Raw genomic sequence first — 17,511 nt, 5'->3', positions numbered from 1 at the left:
GGGCAAAGCCCCCGACCGCCTGAATCAGGCAACCTGAGGAGGATTCCGCAGTTTGATGTGCAGATCGCGCAGCTGGCGCTCGTCCACCACGTTCGGCGCCTGGGTCAACAGACACTGCGCGCGCTGGGTCTTCGGGAAGGCGATCACGTCACGGATGGACTCGGCACCGGTCATCAGCGTGACCAGGCGATCCAGGCCGAAGGCCAGGCCGCCGTGCGGAGGCGCACCGTACTGCAGGTTTTCCAGCAGGAAGCCGAACTTGTTCTGGGCTTCTTCCGGGCCGATGTTCAGGGCTTCGAATACCGTCGACTGCATGTCGGCACGGTGGATACGCACCGAACCACCGCCCAGCTCCCAGCCGTTCAGCACCATGTCGTAGGCACGGGCCTTGCACTTGCTCGGGTCGGTCTTCAGGAACTCGATGTGCTCGACCTTCGGGCTGGTGAACGGGTGATGGCAAGCAACGTAGCGCTTGTTCTCGTCGTCGTATTCGAACATCGGGAAGTCCACGACCCACAGCGGCTTCCATTCACGGGTGAAGTAACCGCCCGCTTCGCCTTTCTCGTGGCCGATCTTCAGGCGCAGGGCACCGATGGCTTCGTTCACGATCTTGGCCTTGTCGGCACCGAAGAACACGATGTCACCGTTCTGGGCACCGGTACGCTCGATCACGGCAGCCAGGGATTCCGGAGTCAGGTTCTTGACGATGGGCGACTGCAGACCAGTCTCGTTCAACTGGGTCACATCGTTGACCTTGATGTAGGCCAGGCCACGCGCACCGTAGATGCCGACGAACTGGGTCCAGGCATCGATCTCCGAACGGGTGAAGGCTGCGCCGCCAGGAATACGCAGGCCGACGACACGGCCGCCTTCCATGTTGGCCGCACCGCTGAACACCTTGAACGGGACATCCTTCATCACGTCGGTCAGTTCGGTGAACTTCAGGGTCACGCGCATATCCGGCTTGTCGGAGCCGTAGTTGAACATGGCATCGTCGTACTGCATGCGCGGGAACTTGCCCAGGTCGACGCCGATGGCTTCCTGGAAGACATGGCGGGCCATTTCTTCGGTCACGTCCATGATCTCGTCCTCGGACAGGAACGAGGTCTCGATATCGATCTGGGTGAATTCCGGCTGGCGGTCAGCACGCAGGTCTTCGTCGCGGAAGCACTTGGTGATCTGGTAGTAGCGGTCGAAGCCCGCCACCATCAGAAGCTGCTTGAACAGCTGGGGCGATTGCGGCAGGGCAAAGAACTGGCCGTCGTGCACGCGGCTCGGCACCAGGTAGTCGCGGGCGCCTTCCGGGGTCGAACGGGTCAGCATCGGGGTTTCAACGTCGATGAAGCCGCGTGAATCGAGGAAGTTACGCACCAGCAGGGCCACCTTGTAGCGCAGGCGCAGGTTCTTCTGCATCTGCGGACGACGCAGGTCGATCACGCGGTGCTGCAGGCGGGTCAGCTCGCTCAGGTTTTCGTCGTCGATCTGGAACGGCGGGGTCACCGCGGCGTTCAGGATCACCAGCTGCTTGGCCAGAATTTCGATCTCGCCCGACACCAGGTTGGCGTTGGCGGTACCGGCGGGGCGCTCACGCACGATGCCGGTGATCTCGATCACGAACTCGGAACGGACGCTGTCGGCCAGGGCGAATGCTTCAGGGGTATCCGGATCGATCACGACCTGGACCAGGCCCTCGCGGTCACGCAGGTCGATGAAGATCACGCCGCCATGGTCGCGGCGGCGGTGTGCCCAACCCTTGACGGTAACGGTCTGGGTAAGAAAACGCTTGTCGATCAAACCACAATAGTCGGTGCGCATGGTACTGAATCCTGTACTAGCCCTCTTGGGGCATTTGAATAGCGGGGAGAGTGTGTATTGCTGAAAGATTTGACGGGTTAAGCAGGGTGGCTGCTTAACCCGGTAGATTCAAGTCGGTGCTGGCGACGGAGGCAGAACCGCAGGGGCCCTCGCCTTCGGCCAGTTTGGCGGACGGGGCGACGACGCCCATCGAGATCACGTATTTCAGCGCCTCATCCACGCTCATGTCGAGCTCGCGGGTCTCGGACTTCTTGACCACCATGAAATAACCCGAGGTCGGGTTGGGGGTGGTCGGCACGTAGACGGAGACGTGCTCACCCTCGAGCTGGCAGGCCAGCTCGGCCGCCGGCGCGCCGGTCAGGAAGGCCACCGTCCAGGCATCGGTATGCGGAAAGCGCACCAGCAGCGCCTTGCGAAAAGCGTTGCCAGAATCAGACAGTACGGTATCGGACACCTGCTTCACGCTGCCGTAGATGGATTTCACCACCGGGATGCGATTGAGGATGTCTTCCCAGAACCTGACCAGGCGCTGGCCAAGGATATTGGCGGTCAAGAGACCGGTACCCAGCAGGATGACCAGGACCAGGATCACGCCCAAACCAGGCACATGCACGCCCATCCAGTCACGCGGGCGGCTACCCTCGGGCAGCAGCAGCAACACGCTGTCCATCATGCCGACGAGGGTACTGATCACCCAGAGGGTGATGCCCAGTGGCACCCAGATCAGCAGGCCGGTGACGAAATAGCGCTTCATGCTTGGTTCTCGTGCTCTCTTGGTACAGGGTCAGTGACTGCAACCGGAACCGCAGGTATGCCCTGCTTCCGGCGCGGCCGCTTCGGTCTTGGCTGCGGGCTTGCCGCCACCCTTGAAATCGGTCGCATACCAGCCGGAACCATTGAGCTGGAAGCCCGGTGCCGACAGTTGCTTGGCGAAGGCCTCCTTGCCGCAGGCTGGACACTGGGTCAGCGCGGGGTCGGACAGCTTGCGCAGTACATCGGCACGGTGGCCGCATTCGGTGCATTGGTAATCGTAGATAGGCACGGTTGATTCTCCGTTACAAACTGGAAAAGCCCAATCAAAGCCGGGCATTATAACGCAGCGCAGCATCCGCTGTATGGTGGAAATGTGGGCAAGATAGGAGCGCTTCAAGACGACAATCCAGGCCATGCCAATGGCAATCCGGCGTCTGGCCCCCCCAGAAAATACGTAGTACGCTTGCCCCACCCTACAGAACCCATGCGCCAAGCACGCAGCCACGGAGACATTACATGAACCTTACCCGCCTTTTGTTACCGAGTCTGTTTGCCATTGCCGTGAACATGGCCCAGGCCGATACCAATAGCCCGGTAGGCAGTTGGAAGAACATCAGCGACAAGACCAAGAAGGTCGAGGCCGTCATCCAGATCTGGGAAGAAGGCGGTGAGCTCAAGGGCAAGCTGGTCAAGCTCTTCGACCCCAAGGAAAACATCTGCAGCGCCTGCAAGGGCGAGAAGAAGAACAAGCCGCTGGTCGGCCTCGAGATCATCTGGGGCGTGAAGAAGGACGGCGACGAATGGAATGGCGGCAAGATACTCGACCCGGACAGCGGGGATGTCTATAGCGTCAAGATGCAGATGGCGGAAGGCGGCCAGCAGTTGAAGGTACGCGGCTTCATGGGCTTTGCCCTGCTGGGCCGCACCCAGACCTGGTTGCGCGATCAATAGCAATACCGGCAACACCCCGGGTGGACCCGCCTGGCCTTAAGCCGGGCGACTACCCAGGGCGCACCTCAACACCAACCGTGCGCCCTTGTCCAGCGACTGACTACCATACCGCTATCGCGGTGGACGGATGAGGGCATCCGGTAGAATCGATACCATGACTGATACAAATACCGAACAGCCCAGGACCACTGGGCGCAAACTGCAGCGACGTGGGGAGGAATCCCGCCGCAAGATCCTGGACGCAACCCTGATACTGATTGCCAAGCGCGGCCTGCATGGCGTGACGCACCGCGCGATCGCGGCCGAAGCAGGCGTACCGCTGTCCCTGACCACCTATTTCTTCAGCGGCCTGAGCGATCTGATCGGCCAGGCCTTCGATCATTTCGTGGTCGTGGCGGCCAACGACAATATCGAGATCATGCACCAGCTGGCTGCCTATCTTGATACCTTCCCTTCCGAATCCATACAGAAGGACACCGTGCTGCGCGAGCAGGTGCACGCCATCGTGACCCGCAAGCTGGCGGAGTTCATCCGCCACCAGGCGACGACCCATTCGGTGGGTCTCGCGGTGGAACTGAACTTCCTCTACCTGTATCGTCTCGATCCGCCGATCCGCACCAAGGCACAGGCCTATCGCGCCCGACTCGTCGCCGGCATTGCCGAGCTGGCCGCCAAGGTCGGTTCGCGCCAACCGGAAACCGATGCTTCCCTGGTGCTGAGCGTGATCCACCGCCTGCAGTTCGAATGCATGAACCTGCCACCACCGTGGCCGGAAAGTCTGCTCGAGGGCGAGATTGGCCGCATGCTGGAGCTGGTGTTCCGCATGCCGGAAGATGAAATACCCATCAGTTCCTGATCCCTCACCTTCGTATCCTCCCTAGCGGTCCTCATGCTTGAAATCCTGTCCCTGGTACTCCTCTCCTTCACCGCCGGCCTGATCGACGCTGCTGTGGGGGGAGGCGGCCTGGTACAGGTACCCGGGCTGTTCGCCACCTTGCCGAACCACTCGCCGGCGACGCTGTTCGGCACCAACAAGTTCAGCTCGGTGTTCGGCACCGCGACCGCCGCCTGGCGCTATGCGCGCAAGATCGACATCGCCTGGAAGCTGGTGATCCCGGCGGCGTTGACGGCGTTCGTGTTCTCCTTCCTCGGGGCCATGGCGGTCGACGCCATTCCCAAGGACCTGATGCGACCGCTGGTGCTCGCGCTGCTGGTCTTCATGCTGGGCTACACGCTCAAGAAGAAGGACTTTGGCGCGCTGCACCGCCCCAGCCATATCGGCCGGCGGGAACTGCTGGTGGCGCTGGCGATCGGCGGGGCGATCGGCTTCTACGACGGTCTGTTCGGCCCGGGGACCGGCAGCTTCCTGATCTTCCTGTTCATCCGCTTCTTCGGCTTCGACTTCCTCAGCGCATCCAGCGCCGCCAAGGTGGTGAACGTGGCGACCAACCTGGCCGCACTCACCTTCTTCATCCCCACCGGCCATGTGCTCTATCAGTACGCGGTGCCGATGGCCGTGGCCAATATCGCCGGCGCGGTATTTGGCGCGCGCCTCGCCATGAAGGGCGGCACCAGCCTAATCCGCAAGCTGTTCATTGCCCTTGTCTCGGTGCTGATCGCCAAGCTGGCCTGGGATACGTTCCGCTGACACCACGCCGTCCGCACTGAGTCGCGTTGATTCCGGACAGTCGGCGCTTGACAAATGACCACCAGTCATCTCAAATACGACTCACAAATGACCGATGGTCATTTATTTTCAATCACGAAATGACCAGCGGTCACCTAACAAGGAATCACGACGATGCAAGACCTCAAGAACAAGTGGGCGCTGGTGACCGGCGCTTCCAGCGGCTTCGGCATGGATTTCGCCACTGCACTGGCCGAACGCGGCGCCAACCTCGTGCTGGCAGCGCGCCGGACCGAACCAATGGAAGCGCTGGCGCAAACGCTGCGCCAGCAACATGGCATCGAGGTCAAGGTCGAGGGTATCGACCTGGCGCATAGCGGCGTGGGTCAGGCACTGAAGCAGCGCCTGGACCAGCAGGGGGTGGCGATCGACATCCTGATCAACAACGCGGGCTACGGGGTGTACGGCGCCTTTGTCGAGCAACCGCTGGCCAAAACCCTCGATATGCTGCAGCTCAATATGCTGAGCCTGACCGAGCTGACCCATGTCTTCGCCAGCGATATGGTGCAACGTGGGGGCGGGCATATCCTGCTGGTTGCCAGCATCGGCGGCTACCAGGCTACGCCGACCTATGCCGCGTATTCGGCCAGCAAGGCCTACGTGCTGCTGTTTGGCGAGGCATTGAACACCGAGCTTGCGCCCCACAACGTCAAGGTAAGCGTGTTGTCGCCCGGCATCACCGCCACCAGCTTCCTCGCCGTATCCGGCCAGCGCACCACGCCATACCAGAAGCTCTTGATGATGCAATCGCGCCCCGTAGTGGATACCGGCCTCGCCGCCCTGTTCCGGGGCCAGCCCAGCGTGGTGCCGGGGATAGCGAACAAGCTCACCATCCTGAGCAACCGCCTGGCGCCGCGCAGCCTGCAGAGCAAGGTGGCTTATCAGTTGATGAAGAACTGAGATGGCTCACAGGCTTGGCGCCGTCGAGACATGCCGTGTGAATGTCAGTCGGGTATGTCTCGCGCTGGCAAGGCTCCCTCTCGGCGGCGACGGCCAGCGTGCTGGGTGGGCCTGTGAACATGGAACCTGTGCGTGCCGCGCTGGCGGGCTGTGGAATCAATCGACGGGGCATGCTGAAGATGGAACGACGGGTTAGCACCCGACCGTGCCGGGTGATGCTCAGGCATGTGGGCGTTACCTGCTCCGTTAAGCCAGCTTACAATCAGGGTCTATGACGCAAAGAGCCATCGCCGCCGCCGACAAGGCCGAGCGCCGCAACGATATATTGGCGGCCGCCCGCGCCTTGTTCCTGCAAGACACCCACCGCCTGCCCTCGGCCGCTCAGATCGCCGAGGCCTCAGGCCTGGCAAAGGGCACGGTCTATCTGTACTTCCGCACCAAGGAGGAGATCTTCATCGGCCTGTTGGCCGAGGATTTCCATGGCTTGTTCGATGTCGTGACCGCCGCCTTCGAGGGTGAAGCGGGCGACACCGCCAGCCGGCTGACCGCCTTCCTGGAACAGTACCTGGCCTATCTTGATCGCCACCCTGAGCTGTTACGGCTCGATGCCATGGCCTACAGCGTGCTGGAGCAGAACCTCAGCGACGAGCAGTTGCGCGCCTTCAAGCTCGAGCTCACGCTCAAGCTGGTGAAGGTTGGCGAGGTCGTGGACCGGGCCCTGCAACTGCCGGCGGGCCGCGGTACGACACTGCTGATGCGCACCTATGCGCTGACACGCGGCCTGTGGCAGTCGCTCGACCATTCCCAGTGCCTGCGCGTCCTGCTCGACGATCCGGTATTTGCGCCGATACGGCCGGATTTCCGGCCCGAACTGGCCGCCGCGCTGGGCGAATACTGGCGAGGGGCGCTCAGCAGCTAGGCCGGGATGGAGAACGTCCGTCATTTGAAACCCCAGCACCGTGATGCAACGAAGCCTCAGCCTTGCCAGAAATTGGGGTTTTCCGCGCCAAAGGCAGAGGTAGAATGACGGCCTTGTCTTCTTTCAACTCACTGCGCCCATGCTGAACAAACTGCTCGCCGGCCTTGCACTGGCTACCGCCCTGCTCACCCCGCTTGCCACCCAGGCCGCAGCAGCGTCCGCTGCCGAGCCCGGCAAGGGCGTGCTGGTGGTCTACCTCGGGGCGGAAGACTGCCGCTGGTGTACCTACTGGGAAAGCCGGCTGTCTGGCCAGGAGCGCAAGTTCAAGGCCACGCCGGAATTCAAGAAACTGCAGTACCGCGTGGTCAAGAACAACTATCTGGCCGAACCCTACCTCGCCCGCGACTTCCCCGACGACCTGAAGTGGGTCTATGAAGGTCTGGCCGAGCGCGACCGTCGTCCCCCACGCCCCACCTTCCTCGTTTACAACGATGGCAAGCTGGTCGGCAAGTATGCCGGCAGCGAGGGCTGGGACGAGAAGGGCTTCCCGGCTTTGAAGAAGCTGCTGGACAGTAGCAAGGACTAAGACCATGCCCCAGTACAAACGCCCCGAATCCGTGCTGGTGGTGGTCTACACCCCCGAGCTGAAAGCCCTGATCATCGAACGGACCGACTTCAAGGATGCCTGGCAGTCCGTCACCGGCAGCCTGGAAGAAGACGAGACCCCGCGCGAGACCGCCGTGCGCGAGCTGCGCGAAGAATTGGGCATCGACGCCGGCAAGTACGAGCTGCAGGACTGGGGCATCGTGAACGTGTGGGAGATCTTCGATATCTGGCGTCATCGCTATGCGCCGGACGTGACCGAGAACACCGAACATGTGTTCGGTCTTCTTGTACCGGAAATCTTCGAGCCCACCCTCGCCCCACGCGAGCATGTGGGCTGGCTATGGCGCGATTGCCATGTGGCGGCCGAGGCTGTGTTCTCGCCATCGAATGCCGAGGCCTTGCGACAGTTGCCGGAAATGGCGATCAAGTTTGGCGCGACGATGATTACGCAGGGTAATGCTTGATTCGAGACCGTTGAGTCAAGCGGCTGAGCAATCAGCCCGTGCCTTTGCCAAACCACCCTACTTGCCGGGCAGGGTCGCCGAGTTCAACGTAGCCAGCTACGTCGGCCCTGCCTTCTCAAGGCCGACGCATCAGCGCCAGGGTCTATACTTCTTTCGTCCATTCCGTATCTGCCTGCAACTATTTGCGTAGGCTGAGTCAGACCAGAACAGCCACAGCCGCTTTGAATCTCCCTGAGAACATGCAAGGCACTGATAGCAAAGAAAAATCGCTACGCATAGCGACCTACAACATCCACAAGGGCATGTCGGCCTTCAATCGCCGCCATGTCCTGCCGGCGCTCAAGCATGCGCTGGGTGGCCTAACAGCCGATCTGGTGTTCCTGCAGGAAGTGCAAGGAGAACACCGCGCACGGTCGCAACGGCATGCGGACTGGCCGCAGGCTTCGCAGCAGGCCTTCCTGGCTGACGAGCAGTTGCACCATGTCTACGGCCCGAATGCGGAGTACCACGCCGGCCACCATGGCAATGCGCTGCTGTCGCGCTTCCCTATCCTGGACTGGCACAACCAGGACGTAAGCCTGAGCCGCTTTGAGCGGCGCGGCCTGTTGCACAGCCGGGTGGACATACCGGAGTGGGACAAGCCGCTGCATGCGCTGTGCGTGCACCTGAACCTGCGGGCGTCCGACCGGCGCAAGCAGCTGGCGGCATTGGCCAACTATGCGCAGGCGCATATTCCGGCCAACGAACCCCTGATCGTCGCCGGCGACTTCAATGACTGGCAGCAGGATGCCTGCGGCTATCTGCGCGATGCACTGGATCTGCATGAGGCCTTCCACAGCCTGCATGGCCGTGTGGCGGCGAGCTTTCCGGCCCGGCTGCCGCTGCTGACGCTGGACCGCATCTACCTGCGTGGCCTGGTGGTGGAGCATGCACAGGCCCACGGTGGGCGTGACTGGGGCAAGCTCAGCGACCATGCGCCGCTGACCGCCACGGTGCGGAGAGCCTGATGCAGGACCAGCGTGGCCGGTTGGCGGAAACGCCGTTCGACTATGTCGCCTGCAAGAATGGCAGCGTACAACTGCGTTGCCGCCGACGTGTGGTCAAGACACTGGCAGGTGCCAGTGCCAGCCGCTTCCTGATCAAGGCGCAGGCACTCGACACACAGGGACTGCAGCATCTGCTGGCGAGAGAGACCGGGCAGTTCAAGATGGGCAACGAGAAAGCGGCCGATGAGCTGGCGCGACGGTAACCAGATCGAGCTATTGCGCAGCGGCGCGGACTACTTCCCTGCCCTGCTGGCGGCGATATCGGCAGCCCAGCATGAAATCTTCCTTGAGAGCTATCTGTACGAGATCGACGCCACCGGCCGGCAGGTATCGGCACGACTGATGCGCGCGGCACGGCGCGGCGTGAGGGTGCAGTTGCTGATCGATGGCTTCGGGGCACGACTGTTCCCTGATGCCCTGAAGGAGACGATGCTGCGTGCGGGTGTGCGATTGCTGTTCTTCCGGCCCGAGGTATCGAGCTATTCGCTGAACCGGCAGCGGCTGCGCCGAATGCATCGCAAGATGGCGGTGTTCGATGGCCAGTTGGGCTTTGTCGGCGGCATCAATATCCTCGACGATCTCGATGCACCCGATCTGCTACCTCGCTATGACTACGCCTTGCGCATCCACGGCCCGCTGGTGATCGATCTGCATCAGGCCGTGGCCGGGCAATGGGGACATACCTGCTGGTCGCAACTGAAGCACGAGTGGCGCAAATTGCCGCGACTGCCGCAGCCGCTCGCCTGCACCGAAGGCGTGACCGCCCAACTGGTGCGCCGGGACAATCTGCGACACCGGCGGGCGATCGAGACGGCCTATCTGGAGGCGATCGAATCCGCCCAGCAGGAGGTGGTGATCGCCAATGCCTACTTCCTGCCGGGGCTGAGCCTGCGGCATGCGATCCTGGCGGCGGCCAGACGCGGGGTGCGAGTGGTGATCCTGCTGCAGGGCCGTATCGACCATGCCCTGCTGCATTACGCTACCCGTGTGCTGTACCGACCGCTACTGTTGGCGGGTGTGGAAATACACGAATACACGGCGGGCTTCATGCACGCCAAGGTGGCGGTGGTGGACAAGAAATGGCTGACGGTGGGGTCGTCGAACATCGATCCCTTGAGCCTGTTGACCGCGCGCGAAGCCAATGTACTGGTGCGTGACATGACACTGGCGCAGACCTTGCGCGAGGATATCCAGCGGCATATCGAACGGGATGCGATTCAGATCACGACCAGCCACACCATGGCAGCGCCATGGTGGCGGCGCGCCCTGCCCTGGCTGGCCTACCAGCTGGTACGGGGCCTGCTGGGCCTGACCGGTTACGGCCGACGCGAATACCGCGAGTAGCCCCCCGCTCAGTCCTGTTGCGCCAGTACCGAGCTTGCCGCCTCGATGACCTCGGGCGGTCGCTGCACGATGGCGATGCCATTTCTGACCGCGACGATCTCCGCCAGGATGGCGATCGCGATTTCGCCCGGCGTACGGCTACCCAGATAGAGGCCGACCGGGCCATGCAGGCGGGCGATTTCATCAGCCGACAGATCGAACAGTGCCAGCCGTTCGCGGCGCTTGATCGTGTTGCGGCGTGAACCGAGCGCGCCTACATAGAACGCCGGCGACTTCAGCGCCTCCAGCAGGGCCATGTCGTCGAGCTTGGGGTCGTGCGTCAGCGCCACGATGGCGGTGTGGGCATCAGGCTCCATCGCCAGGACGACATCGTCCGGCATGCCTTCCTCGAACTGTACGCCCGCGACATCCCAATCTACCCGATACTCGGTGCGCGGGTCGCAGACGTGCACGGCAAAGCCCACGGCCTGGGCCATCTGCGCGGTGATGCGCGAGAGCTGGCCGGCGCCAATCAGCAACATGCGCCATTGCGGGCCGAAGATGCCGACAAAGCGCTCCCCCTGCAGACCGGGTTGATCACGACGTTGGGCCGATGCCAGACTGACTTCGCCGCTGGCAAGATCGACCGTTCGACTGACCAGCTCGTGCCGGCGGGTACGTAGCAGCAAGTCGTCCAGCCAGTCCAGCCGTATCAGCGGCTCCACCAGGAGGCGCAGGGTACCGCCGCAGGGCAGGCCGAAGCGGCTGGCTTCTTCCTTGCTCACGCCGTAGTTCACGATGCCGGCCTGGGTCGGCCGCTCGCCCTGGCTGACGCGGCGGACCAGATCGTCCTCCACGCAGCCGCCAGAGACCGAGCCTTCGACCGCGCCGTCGTCGCGCACCGCCAGCAGGGCGCCGACCGGCCTGGGGGCGGAGCCCCAGGTCTCGACGACGCTGACCAGCCATACCGCATGGCCAGCCAGTCGCCATTCGCGCGAGCGCGCCAGGACCTGCAGATCGAGCGCGTCCATCAGGCCAGCTTCAATGGCAGGGTGGAGAGGCGCTTGCCGGTCGCGGCGGCGATGGCGTTGGCCACCGCAGGGGCCAGCGGCGGCACACCGGGCTCGCCGACGCCGGTCGGCGCCTCGCCACTGCTGACGATATGCACTTCGACCTTGGGCATCTCGGGCAGGCGCAGCACCGGGTAATCGTGGAAGTTCGATTGTTCGGTCGCACCAGCCTTGAGCGTGATCGAACCATGCAGTGCGGCAGAGAGGCCGAAGCCGATGCCACCCTCCATCTGCGCCCGGATCACGTCCGGATTGATGGCGATGCCGCAATCGACCGCGCAGACGACCCGATCGACACTGAAGCTGCCGTCCTCGCGCACGGTGACTTCGGCGACTTCCGCGACATAGGAGTTGAAGGATTCCACCACGGCGATGCCGCGGCCGCGCTTCTCGCCCGCCTGACCCTTGGCCAGCGGCGTCCCCCAGCCGGCTTTCTCGGCAGCGAGCTTGAGCACGCCGGCATGGCGTGGGTGCGATTTCAGCAGATCAAGCCGGAAGGTCAGCGGATCAACCCGGGCGGACTCGGCCACCTGATCGATCATGGTCTCGACCGCGAAGCCGGTATGGGTGTGGCCGACCGAACGCCACCACAGCACCGGGACCGCCTTGCGCGGCGAGTGCAGGTCCACCAGCAGGTTGGGCACATGGTAAGGCAGGTTGGCGGCCCCCTCGACCGAGGTTGCATCCACGCCGTTCTTGACCATGAAGCCTTCGAAGGCCGTACCGGTGATGATGCTCTGGCCGACAATACGCTGACGCCATGCCACCAGCTCACCCTTGCCGTCCAGCGCGGCTTCGACCCGGTGCAGGTAGAGCGGCCGGTAGTAACCGCCCTTCATGTCATCCTCGCGCGTCCAGACCAGCTTGACCGGGTACTTGCCGTTAGTGGCCTTGACGATGCGCGCGCATTCGACCGGGAAATCTGCCGCCGGATTGGCGCGGCGGCCGAAGCTACCGCCGGCGTAGAGGGTGTTGATGCGGACCTGTTCGGCTTTTAGTCCCAGTACGCCGGCGACCGCCGCCTGGTCGATGGTATGGAACTGCTCGCCGTTCCACATTTCCGCGCCGTCCTTGTCCTTGCGAATGACGCAGTTCAGGGGTTCCATGGCGGCGTGCGCCAGGTAGGGGAACTGGTAGTCGGCGCGCAGCACGCTGCCGGCGGTGCGGAAGGCCTTGTCCACATCGCCATTGTTGCTGGCGACGGCACCGGGCTCATCAAGCAAGCGGCGATATTCAGCCACCAGTTCCTCGCTGCCTTGCGCCATGGCGGCCGATTCATCCCACTCCAACTTGAGCGCATCCCGGCCCTTCTTGGCGGCCCAGAAACCCTTGGCCAGCACCGCGACGCCAGTGTCGATGGTCACGACGTCCACGACACCACGGACCTTCTTGGCATCGCTCGCATCTACGGATTTCAGCTTGGCGCCGAAGCGTGGTGGATGCGCGACCACGGCGGTCAGCATGCCGGGCAGGCGCACATCCTGGGTGAAGATGGCGCGGCCGTTGGTCTTGTCGCTCGAATCCTTACGCGGCAGCTTCTGCTTACCGACCAGGGTGAAGGTCTTGGGGTCCTTGAGCTTGGCTTCCTTCGGTGCTTCGAGCGTGACTGCGGTAGCAACCAGCTCGCCAAAGCGGGCCTTCTTGCCGCTGGCGGCGTGGCTCACCACGCCTTGCTTGACGGTGATCTCGCCGGCCGGGACGTTCCACTGGCTGGCTGCAGCGGCGACCAGTTGGGCACGAGCGGTGGCGCCGGCCTGACGCAGCTGCATCCAGGAGTTGGCGATGGCGCTACTGCCCCCAGTGCCCTGCATGGGGCCAAAGGAGAGGTTGTTGTAGCGCGCGGCATCGGCCGGCGCGCCTTCGACCTTGACGGTGGTCCAGTCGGCGTCCAGCTCCTCCGCCAGGATGGTGGCGAGGCCGGTATAGGTACCCTGCCCCATCTCCAGGTGCTTGGACAGGACGGTCACGCTGTCGTCCGCCCCGATGCGGACAAAGGCATTCGGTATGACGGTACTGGCTGCGGCGGCTTCCGCCGCGTGGGCTCGGCCTGCGGGCGTGAAATGAAAGCCGACCAGCAAGGCGCCGGCGGCGCTGGCCTTGAGCATGTCGCGGCGGGAGAGTTCCACGGTGTCCATGGTCAGGCCTCCAGCTTTTCGGACGCCTTGCCGGCCATGATGGCGGAGGCCTCATGGATGGCCGCGCGGATGCGGTGATAGGTGGCGCAGCGGCAAACGTTACCCGCCATGGCGGCGTCGATATCGGCATCGGTCGGCTTGGCGTTCTGCGACAGCAGTGCCGTGGCCGACATGATCTGGCCGGACTGGCAGTAGCCGCACTGCACGACGTCCAGTTTGCGCCAGGCCGCCTGCACTGCGCGGGCCGGCGCACCCTTGACCCCTTCTATTGTCACCACCTTGCCCTTGCCGACCGCCGAGACCGGCAGGCTGCAGGAGCGGGTGGGCTGGCCGTTGAACCAGACGGTGCAGGCGCCGCATAGGGCCATGCCGCAGCCGTACTTGGTGCCGGTGTAGCCCAGTTCATCGCGCAGGACCCAGAGCAGGGGCGTGTCGGGATCGGCATCGACCTTGACGGTCTTGCCATTGATGTTCAATGTGGTCATGTACGGACTCCATGAGGCCATCTGACGTGGCTAGGTTGGGATCGGGGACCCATGGAGTATAGGAAACGGAAATCGCCAACGAGGCGTTAAAGACGGACGGCAGCGATATATTCCTCGGCCCTTGCCGGGGAGGTTGGCTATTCGCCGCGACCGGTCAGACCGTACTTCTTGACCTTGTCGTACAGGGTCTTGCGAGGCAGGCCCAGCGCCTCGCTGGCGGCGCTGACCTGACCGGCAGCGCGATCTAGGGCGTCGACGATCAGGCTTTTCTCGAACCGGTCCATCAGCGCCGGCAGGTTCAGCGGCGTCTGGCTGGCGGCGGGTTCCAAAAGACCCAGGACAAAGCGGTCTGCCACGTTGCGCAGTTCCCGGACATTGCCGGGCCAGGGCTGGGCCATGAGTTCGCGCAGGCGGCCCGCATCGAGCATGGGTGCGGGCCGGTTGTAGCGCAGCGCGGCCTGCAGCACGAAATGCTCGAACAGCAGCGGGATGTCCTCCCTGCGCTCGCGCAGCGGTGGCAGGGTCAGCGTGACGACATTGAGCCGATAGTAGAGGTCGGCCCGGAATTTCTGCTGATCGGCCAGGAGGCGCAGGTCTTCCTTGGTGGCGGCGACCACGCGGCAATCGACGGCGATGCTCTCGTTGCCGCCCAGGCGCTCCACCGTGCGCTCCTGCAGTACACGCAGCAGCTTGACCTGCAAGGTCAGCGGCATGCTTTCAAGCTCGTCGAGGAACAGTGTGCCGCCATGCGCGTGCTCGATCTTGCCGATACGGCGCTTGACCGCCCCGCTGAAGGCGCCGGCCTCGTGGCCGAAGATCTCGCTCTCGAACAGCTGTTCCGGCAAGGCACCGCAGTTGAGCGCGACAAAGGGTTTGCTGGCGCGACCGCTGTACTGGTGCAGGCAGCGGGCGACCAGCTCCTTGCCGGTACCGGTCTCGCCGAGGATCAGCACGTCGGCGCCGGCATCGGCCACGTTCTGGATCATGCGGCGCACGTTCTCCATGGCGTCGCTCTTGCCCAGCAAGGTGGCGCCGATGCCATCGCGTCGTTCCAGCTCACGCCGTAGCTGGCGGTTTTCCAGCACCAGTTGGCGTTTCTCCTGGGCGCGGCGGACTACCTCGACTAGTTGCTCGGACGAGAAGGGTTTCTCGATGAAGTCATAGGCGCCATCGCGGATGGCCTGCACCGCCATCGCCACATCGCCGTGGCCGGTGACGAGAACAATGGGCAGCTCGGGATCGAGCGTGACGATCTTGTCGAGGAGTTTCAGACCGTCGATGCCGGGCAGCTTGACGTCGCTGACCACGACACCGGCAAAATCCCGGTGCAGTAGCTTGAGCGCGGCTTCGGCCGTCTCGAAGGTGCTGACCTGGAGATCGGCCAGTTCCAGCGTCTGCTGGCTGGCGTGGCGGATCATGGCGTCGTCGTCGATGAACAGGACTTGCATGGGACTCTCTGAGGGTGCTGGCATGGCCCGGCTAGGCTTTCGGGAGTTCAATGGTAAAGCAGGCGCCGCCATCCGGGCGATTGGCTGCACTCAGGTTGCCGTGGCAATCCTTCAGTATGGAGAGCGAGATGGCCAACCCCAGGCCCAGGCCCTCCCCACCCTTGGTGGAGAAGAAGGGATCGAACAGGTGGTCCAGGGCTTCCGGTGCGATGCCGGGGCCGTTGTCGAGGACCGCGATCCAGACCCGCTCGGCATTGTCGCTCACCTGTACCTCGATGCGCGGTACGGCTTGTTTGCTGACGGCATCAAGCGCGTTGCGCAGCAGGTTGATCAGTACCTGTTCCAGCCGTACCTGATCGCCCAGCACCTGTATTTCCGGCTCGGACAGATCCCACACCAGCATGACCTGCTCTCGCCGCAGCCGGTCTTCCAGCAGCAGCCTGGCATTGGCGAGGGCCGTTGCCACGCTGACCGGCACGGCTGGCTGGCCGGCACTGCGCTTGCGGGCGAAGTTGCGCAGCTGGCTGGTGATCTTGCCCATGCGCTCCACCAGGCCGGCGATCATGCCCAGATTGCTGCGTACCTGCTCGGGCTTGTCCCTGTCCATGAAGGTCAGGGCGTTGTCGGCCAGGGTGCGCATGGCGGCCAGCGGCTGGTTCAGCTCATGGGTGACGCCCGCCGCCATCTGACCCAGCACGGCCAGCTTGCCGGCCTGTACCAGTTCTTCCTGTGCGTCGCGCAATTCGGTCTCGGTCCGCTTGCGCTCCTGTACCTCGCGTTGCAGTGCCTCGTTGGTCTCGATCAGGTCGCGGGTACGCTCGGCGACTTTGATCTCGAGCTGGTCGTAGGCGCTCTGCAACGCTTCGCGGGCAGCGAGGTTGTCGCGGATGCGGCGCTGCCGCTGGCGCCAGTAGAGCAGCAACAGCCAGAGCGCGATCAGGCCGAAGCCGGCGGCGACCAGGGTGTTGCGCACCACCTGGCGGACGGAAGCCAGATCGGACATCAGCATCACGCGCCAGCCCAGGTCGTCGAGCATCACCGTCTGGGCCAGCCAGGCGGCGCGGCTGCGGCCGCTGGGCAGGGCCACCACCTGGGTGCCGGTATCGAGCCGCGACATTTCCTGCAGGCCCAGGTCGGGAAAGCCGCTGCGATCGTACTGGAAGGTATGGCGGATATAGTTGAGCGCGTCAGGTGAGAGCGGGTCGAGCGTCTTGAGCTTCCAGGCGGGCTCGGCCGACAGGAAGACGATGCCGGCCTGGTCGGCCACCAGCACATGGTCCCCGGCGCGTTGCCAGCTGGTTTCGAGCGCGTCGAGGCTGACCTTGGCAATCACCGCGCCAACGACCTTCTGTCGTTCGAACACCGGCTGGGACAGGAAGTAGCCGGGCTGGCGCGTCGTGGCGCCGACACCGTAGAAGCGGCCCGGACGACCGGCATGGGCCTGCTGGTAGTAGGGCCGGAAGGCGTAGTTGTAGCCGACGTAGGTCTGAGGGGTGTTCCAGTTGCTGGCGGCGATGGCGGTGCCTGCTTCGTTCAGCAGATAGAGCGTGGAAGATTGCGCCTCGCGATTGATGGTCTCGAGGTAGCGGTTGACCCGATCACGGCGGACAGGATCGTCCGGATGGGCCAGGAGGCCGGCAATCTCGTTGTTGATCGAGAGCACGTAGGGCAGATAGGCGTATTTGTCGATCGCATTGCGCAGGCTGCCGACATAGACGTCCAGCCGGTGCGCGCCGGCCTGCCGGATACGGGTGAGCTCGCGTTCCTCGGCAATGCGGCCGGCCAGCCATAGCCCCGCCACGCTGATCAGCAGGGCCAGCAGCCACCAGGGCATCCAGCGGGAGTAACGACGAGCTTGCATGGGAGACCGTAGCTTGCGACACGACTGCGACAAAGTGCAAGCGCGGCG

18 protein-coding genes are annotated in these 17,511 nt (G+C 63.7%); 10 read left to right on the top strand and 8 right to left on the bottom strand.

The features are described from left to right. Window positions 1-24 precede the first annotated feature (24 nt). The 3 genes from aspS to ACYVHK_RS03795 form a co-directional block, all read right to left on the bottom strand. Complete coding sequence (gene aspS, locus ACYVHK_RS03805) at window positions 25-1,815, bottom strand: aspartate--tRNA ligase family protein (RefSeq protein WP_460527764.1); 1,791 nt, start codon at window positions 1,813-1,815, stop codon at window positions 25-27. 94 nt (window positions 1,816-1,909) lie between these two features. Further along, window positions 1,910-2,569 carry a DUF502 domain-containing protein gene (locus ACYVHK_RS03800; RefSeq protein WP_460527762.1) on the bottom strand — a complete coding sequence of 220 codons (660 nt, stop codon included), beginning with the start codon at window positions 2,567-2,569 and terminating at the stop codon, window positions 1,910-1,912. 30 nt (window positions 2,570-2,599) lie between these two features. Then, on the bottom strand, window positions 2,600-2,857 hold the full coding sequence (locus tag ACYVHK_RS03795; protein ID WP_460527760.1) for an FmdB family zinc ribbon protein: 258 nt from the start codon (window positions 2,855-2,857) through the stop codon (window positions 2,600-2,602). Window positions 2,858-3,084: 227 nt separating this feature from the next. On the opposite strand from ACYVHK_RS03795, the gene ACYVHK_RS03790 reads away from it, so the two are divergent. The 10 genes from ACYVHK_RS03790 (at window position 3,085) to clsB (ending at window position 10,485) form a co-directional block, all read left to right on the top strand. Next, window positions 3,085-3,519, top strand: a complete 435-nt coding sequence (locus tag ACYVHK_RS03790) for a DUF2147 domain-containing protein (protein ID WP_460527758.1) — start codon at window positions 3,085-3,087, stop codon at window positions 3,517-3,519. Between the two features lie 154 nt (window positions 3,520-3,673). Beyond that, a complete protein-coding gene (locus ACYVHK_RS03785) occupies window positions 3,674-4,375 on the top strand; it encodes a TetR/AcrR family transcriptional regulator (protein WP_460527756.1) in 702 nt (233 codons plus the stop codon). A gap of 33 nt (window positions 4,376-4,408) precedes the next feature. Further along, entirely contained in the window at window positions 4,409-5,167 is a 759-nt protein-coding gene (locus tag ACYVHK_RS03780) for a sulfite exporter TauE/SafE family protein (protein WP_460527754.1), read from the top strand. A 153-nt stretch (window positions 5,168-5,320) separates the two neighbouring features. Next, window positions 5,321-6,106: an SDR family NAD(P)-dependent oxidoreductase gene (locus tag ACYVHK_RS03775; RefSeq protein WP_460527752.1), complete on the top strand. Its 786-nt coding sequence runs from the start codon at window positions 5,321-5,323 to the stop codon at window positions 6,104-6,106. Between the two features lie 271 nt (window positions 6,107-6,377). Then, complete coding sequence (locus ACYVHK_RS03770) at window positions 6,378-7,025, top strand: TetR family transcriptional regulator (RefSeq protein WP_460527750.1); 648 nt, start codon at window positions 6,378-6,380, stop codon at window positions 7,023-7,025. A 139-nt stretch (window positions 7,026-7,164) separates the two neighbouring features. After that, entirely contained in the window at window positions 7,165-7,611 is a 447-nt protein-coding gene (locus ACYVHK_RS03765; protein ID WP_460527748.1) for a hypothetical protein, read from the top strand. A gap of 4 nt (window positions 7,612-7,615) precedes the next feature. Then, on the top strand, window positions 7,616-8,095 hold the full coding sequence (gene nudB, locus ACYVHK_RS03760) for a dihydroneopterin triphosphate diphosphatase (protein ID WP_460527746.1): 480 nt from the start codon (window positions 7,616-7,618) through the stop codon (window positions 8,093-8,095). Between the two features lie 239 nt (window positions 8,096-8,334). Continuing rightward, entirely contained in the window at window positions 8,335-9,102 is a 768-nt protein-coding gene (locus tag ACYVHK_RS03755; protein ID WP_460527744.1) for an endonuclease/exonuclease/phosphatase family protein, read from the top strand. Further along, window positions 9,102-9,344: a hypothetical protein gene (locus ACYVHK_RS03750; protein ID WP_460527742.1), complete on the top strand. Its 243-nt coding sequence runs from the start codon at window positions 9,102-9,104 to the stop codon at window positions 9,342-9,344. The genes ACYVHK_RS03755 and ACYVHK_RS03750 overlap by 1 nt, the downstream gene beginning before the upstream one ends. After that, on the top strand, window positions 9,325-10,485 hold the full coding sequence (gene clsB, locus ACYVHK_RS03745; RefSeq protein ID WP_460527740.1) for a cardiolipin synthase ClsB: 1,161 nt from the start codon (window positions 9,325-9,327) through the stop codon (window positions 10,483-10,485). Before ACYVHK_RS03750 ends, clsB begins: the two co-directional genes overlap by 20 nt. A gap of 8 nt (window positions 10,486-10,493) precedes the next feature. Here the strand turns inward: clsB and ACYVHK_RS03740 are convergent, their stop codons facing one another. From ACYVHK_RS03740 to ACYVHK_RS03720, 5 genes are all read right to left on the bottom strand, one after another. Continuing rightward, window positions 10,494-11,495 carry an XdhC family protein gene (locus ACYVHK_RS03740; RefSeq protein WP_460527738.1) on the bottom strand — a complete coding sequence of 334 codons (1,002 nt, stop codon included), beginning with the start codon at window positions 11,493-11,495 and terminating at the stop codon, window positions 10,494-10,496. Beyond that, on the bottom strand, window positions 11,495-13,669 hold the full coding sequence (locus ACYVHK_RS03735; protein WP_460527736.1) for a xanthine dehydrogenase family protein molybdopterin-binding subunit: 2,175 nt from the start codon (window positions 13,667-13,669) through the stop codon (window positions 11,495-11,497). The genes ACYVHK_RS03740 and ACYVHK_RS03735 overlap by 1 nt, the downstream gene beginning before the upstream one ends. A gap of 2 nt (window positions 13,670-13,671) precedes the next feature. Next, window positions 13,672-14,154 (bottom strand): (2Fe-2S)-binding protein, encoded by a 483-nt coding sequence (locus ACYVHK_RS03730; protein ID WP_460527734.1) that lies wholly within the window; start codon window positions 14,152-14,154, stop codon window positions 13,672-13,674. 137 nt (window positions 14,155-14,291) lie between these two features. Continuing rightward, complete coding sequence (locus tag ACYVHK_RS03725; protein WP_460527732.1) at window positions 14,292-15,602, bottom strand: sigma-54-dependent transcriptional regulator; 1,311 nt, start codon at window positions 15,600-15,602, stop codon at window positions 14,292-14,294. A 31-nt stretch (window positions 15,603-15,633) separates the two neighbouring features. Next, window positions 15,634-17,463 carry an ATP-binding protein gene (locus ACYVHK_RS03720; RefSeq protein WP_460527730.1) on the bottom strand — a complete coding sequence of 610 codons (1,830 nt, stop codon included), beginning with the start codon at window positions 17,461-17,463 and terminating at the stop codon, window positions 15,634-15,636. Window positions 17,464-17,511 lie beyond the last annotated feature (48 nt).

This window comes from Chitinimonas naiadis, assembly GCF_054780835.1.
This window is presented reverse-complemented; position numbering and strand designations above follow the sequence as displayed.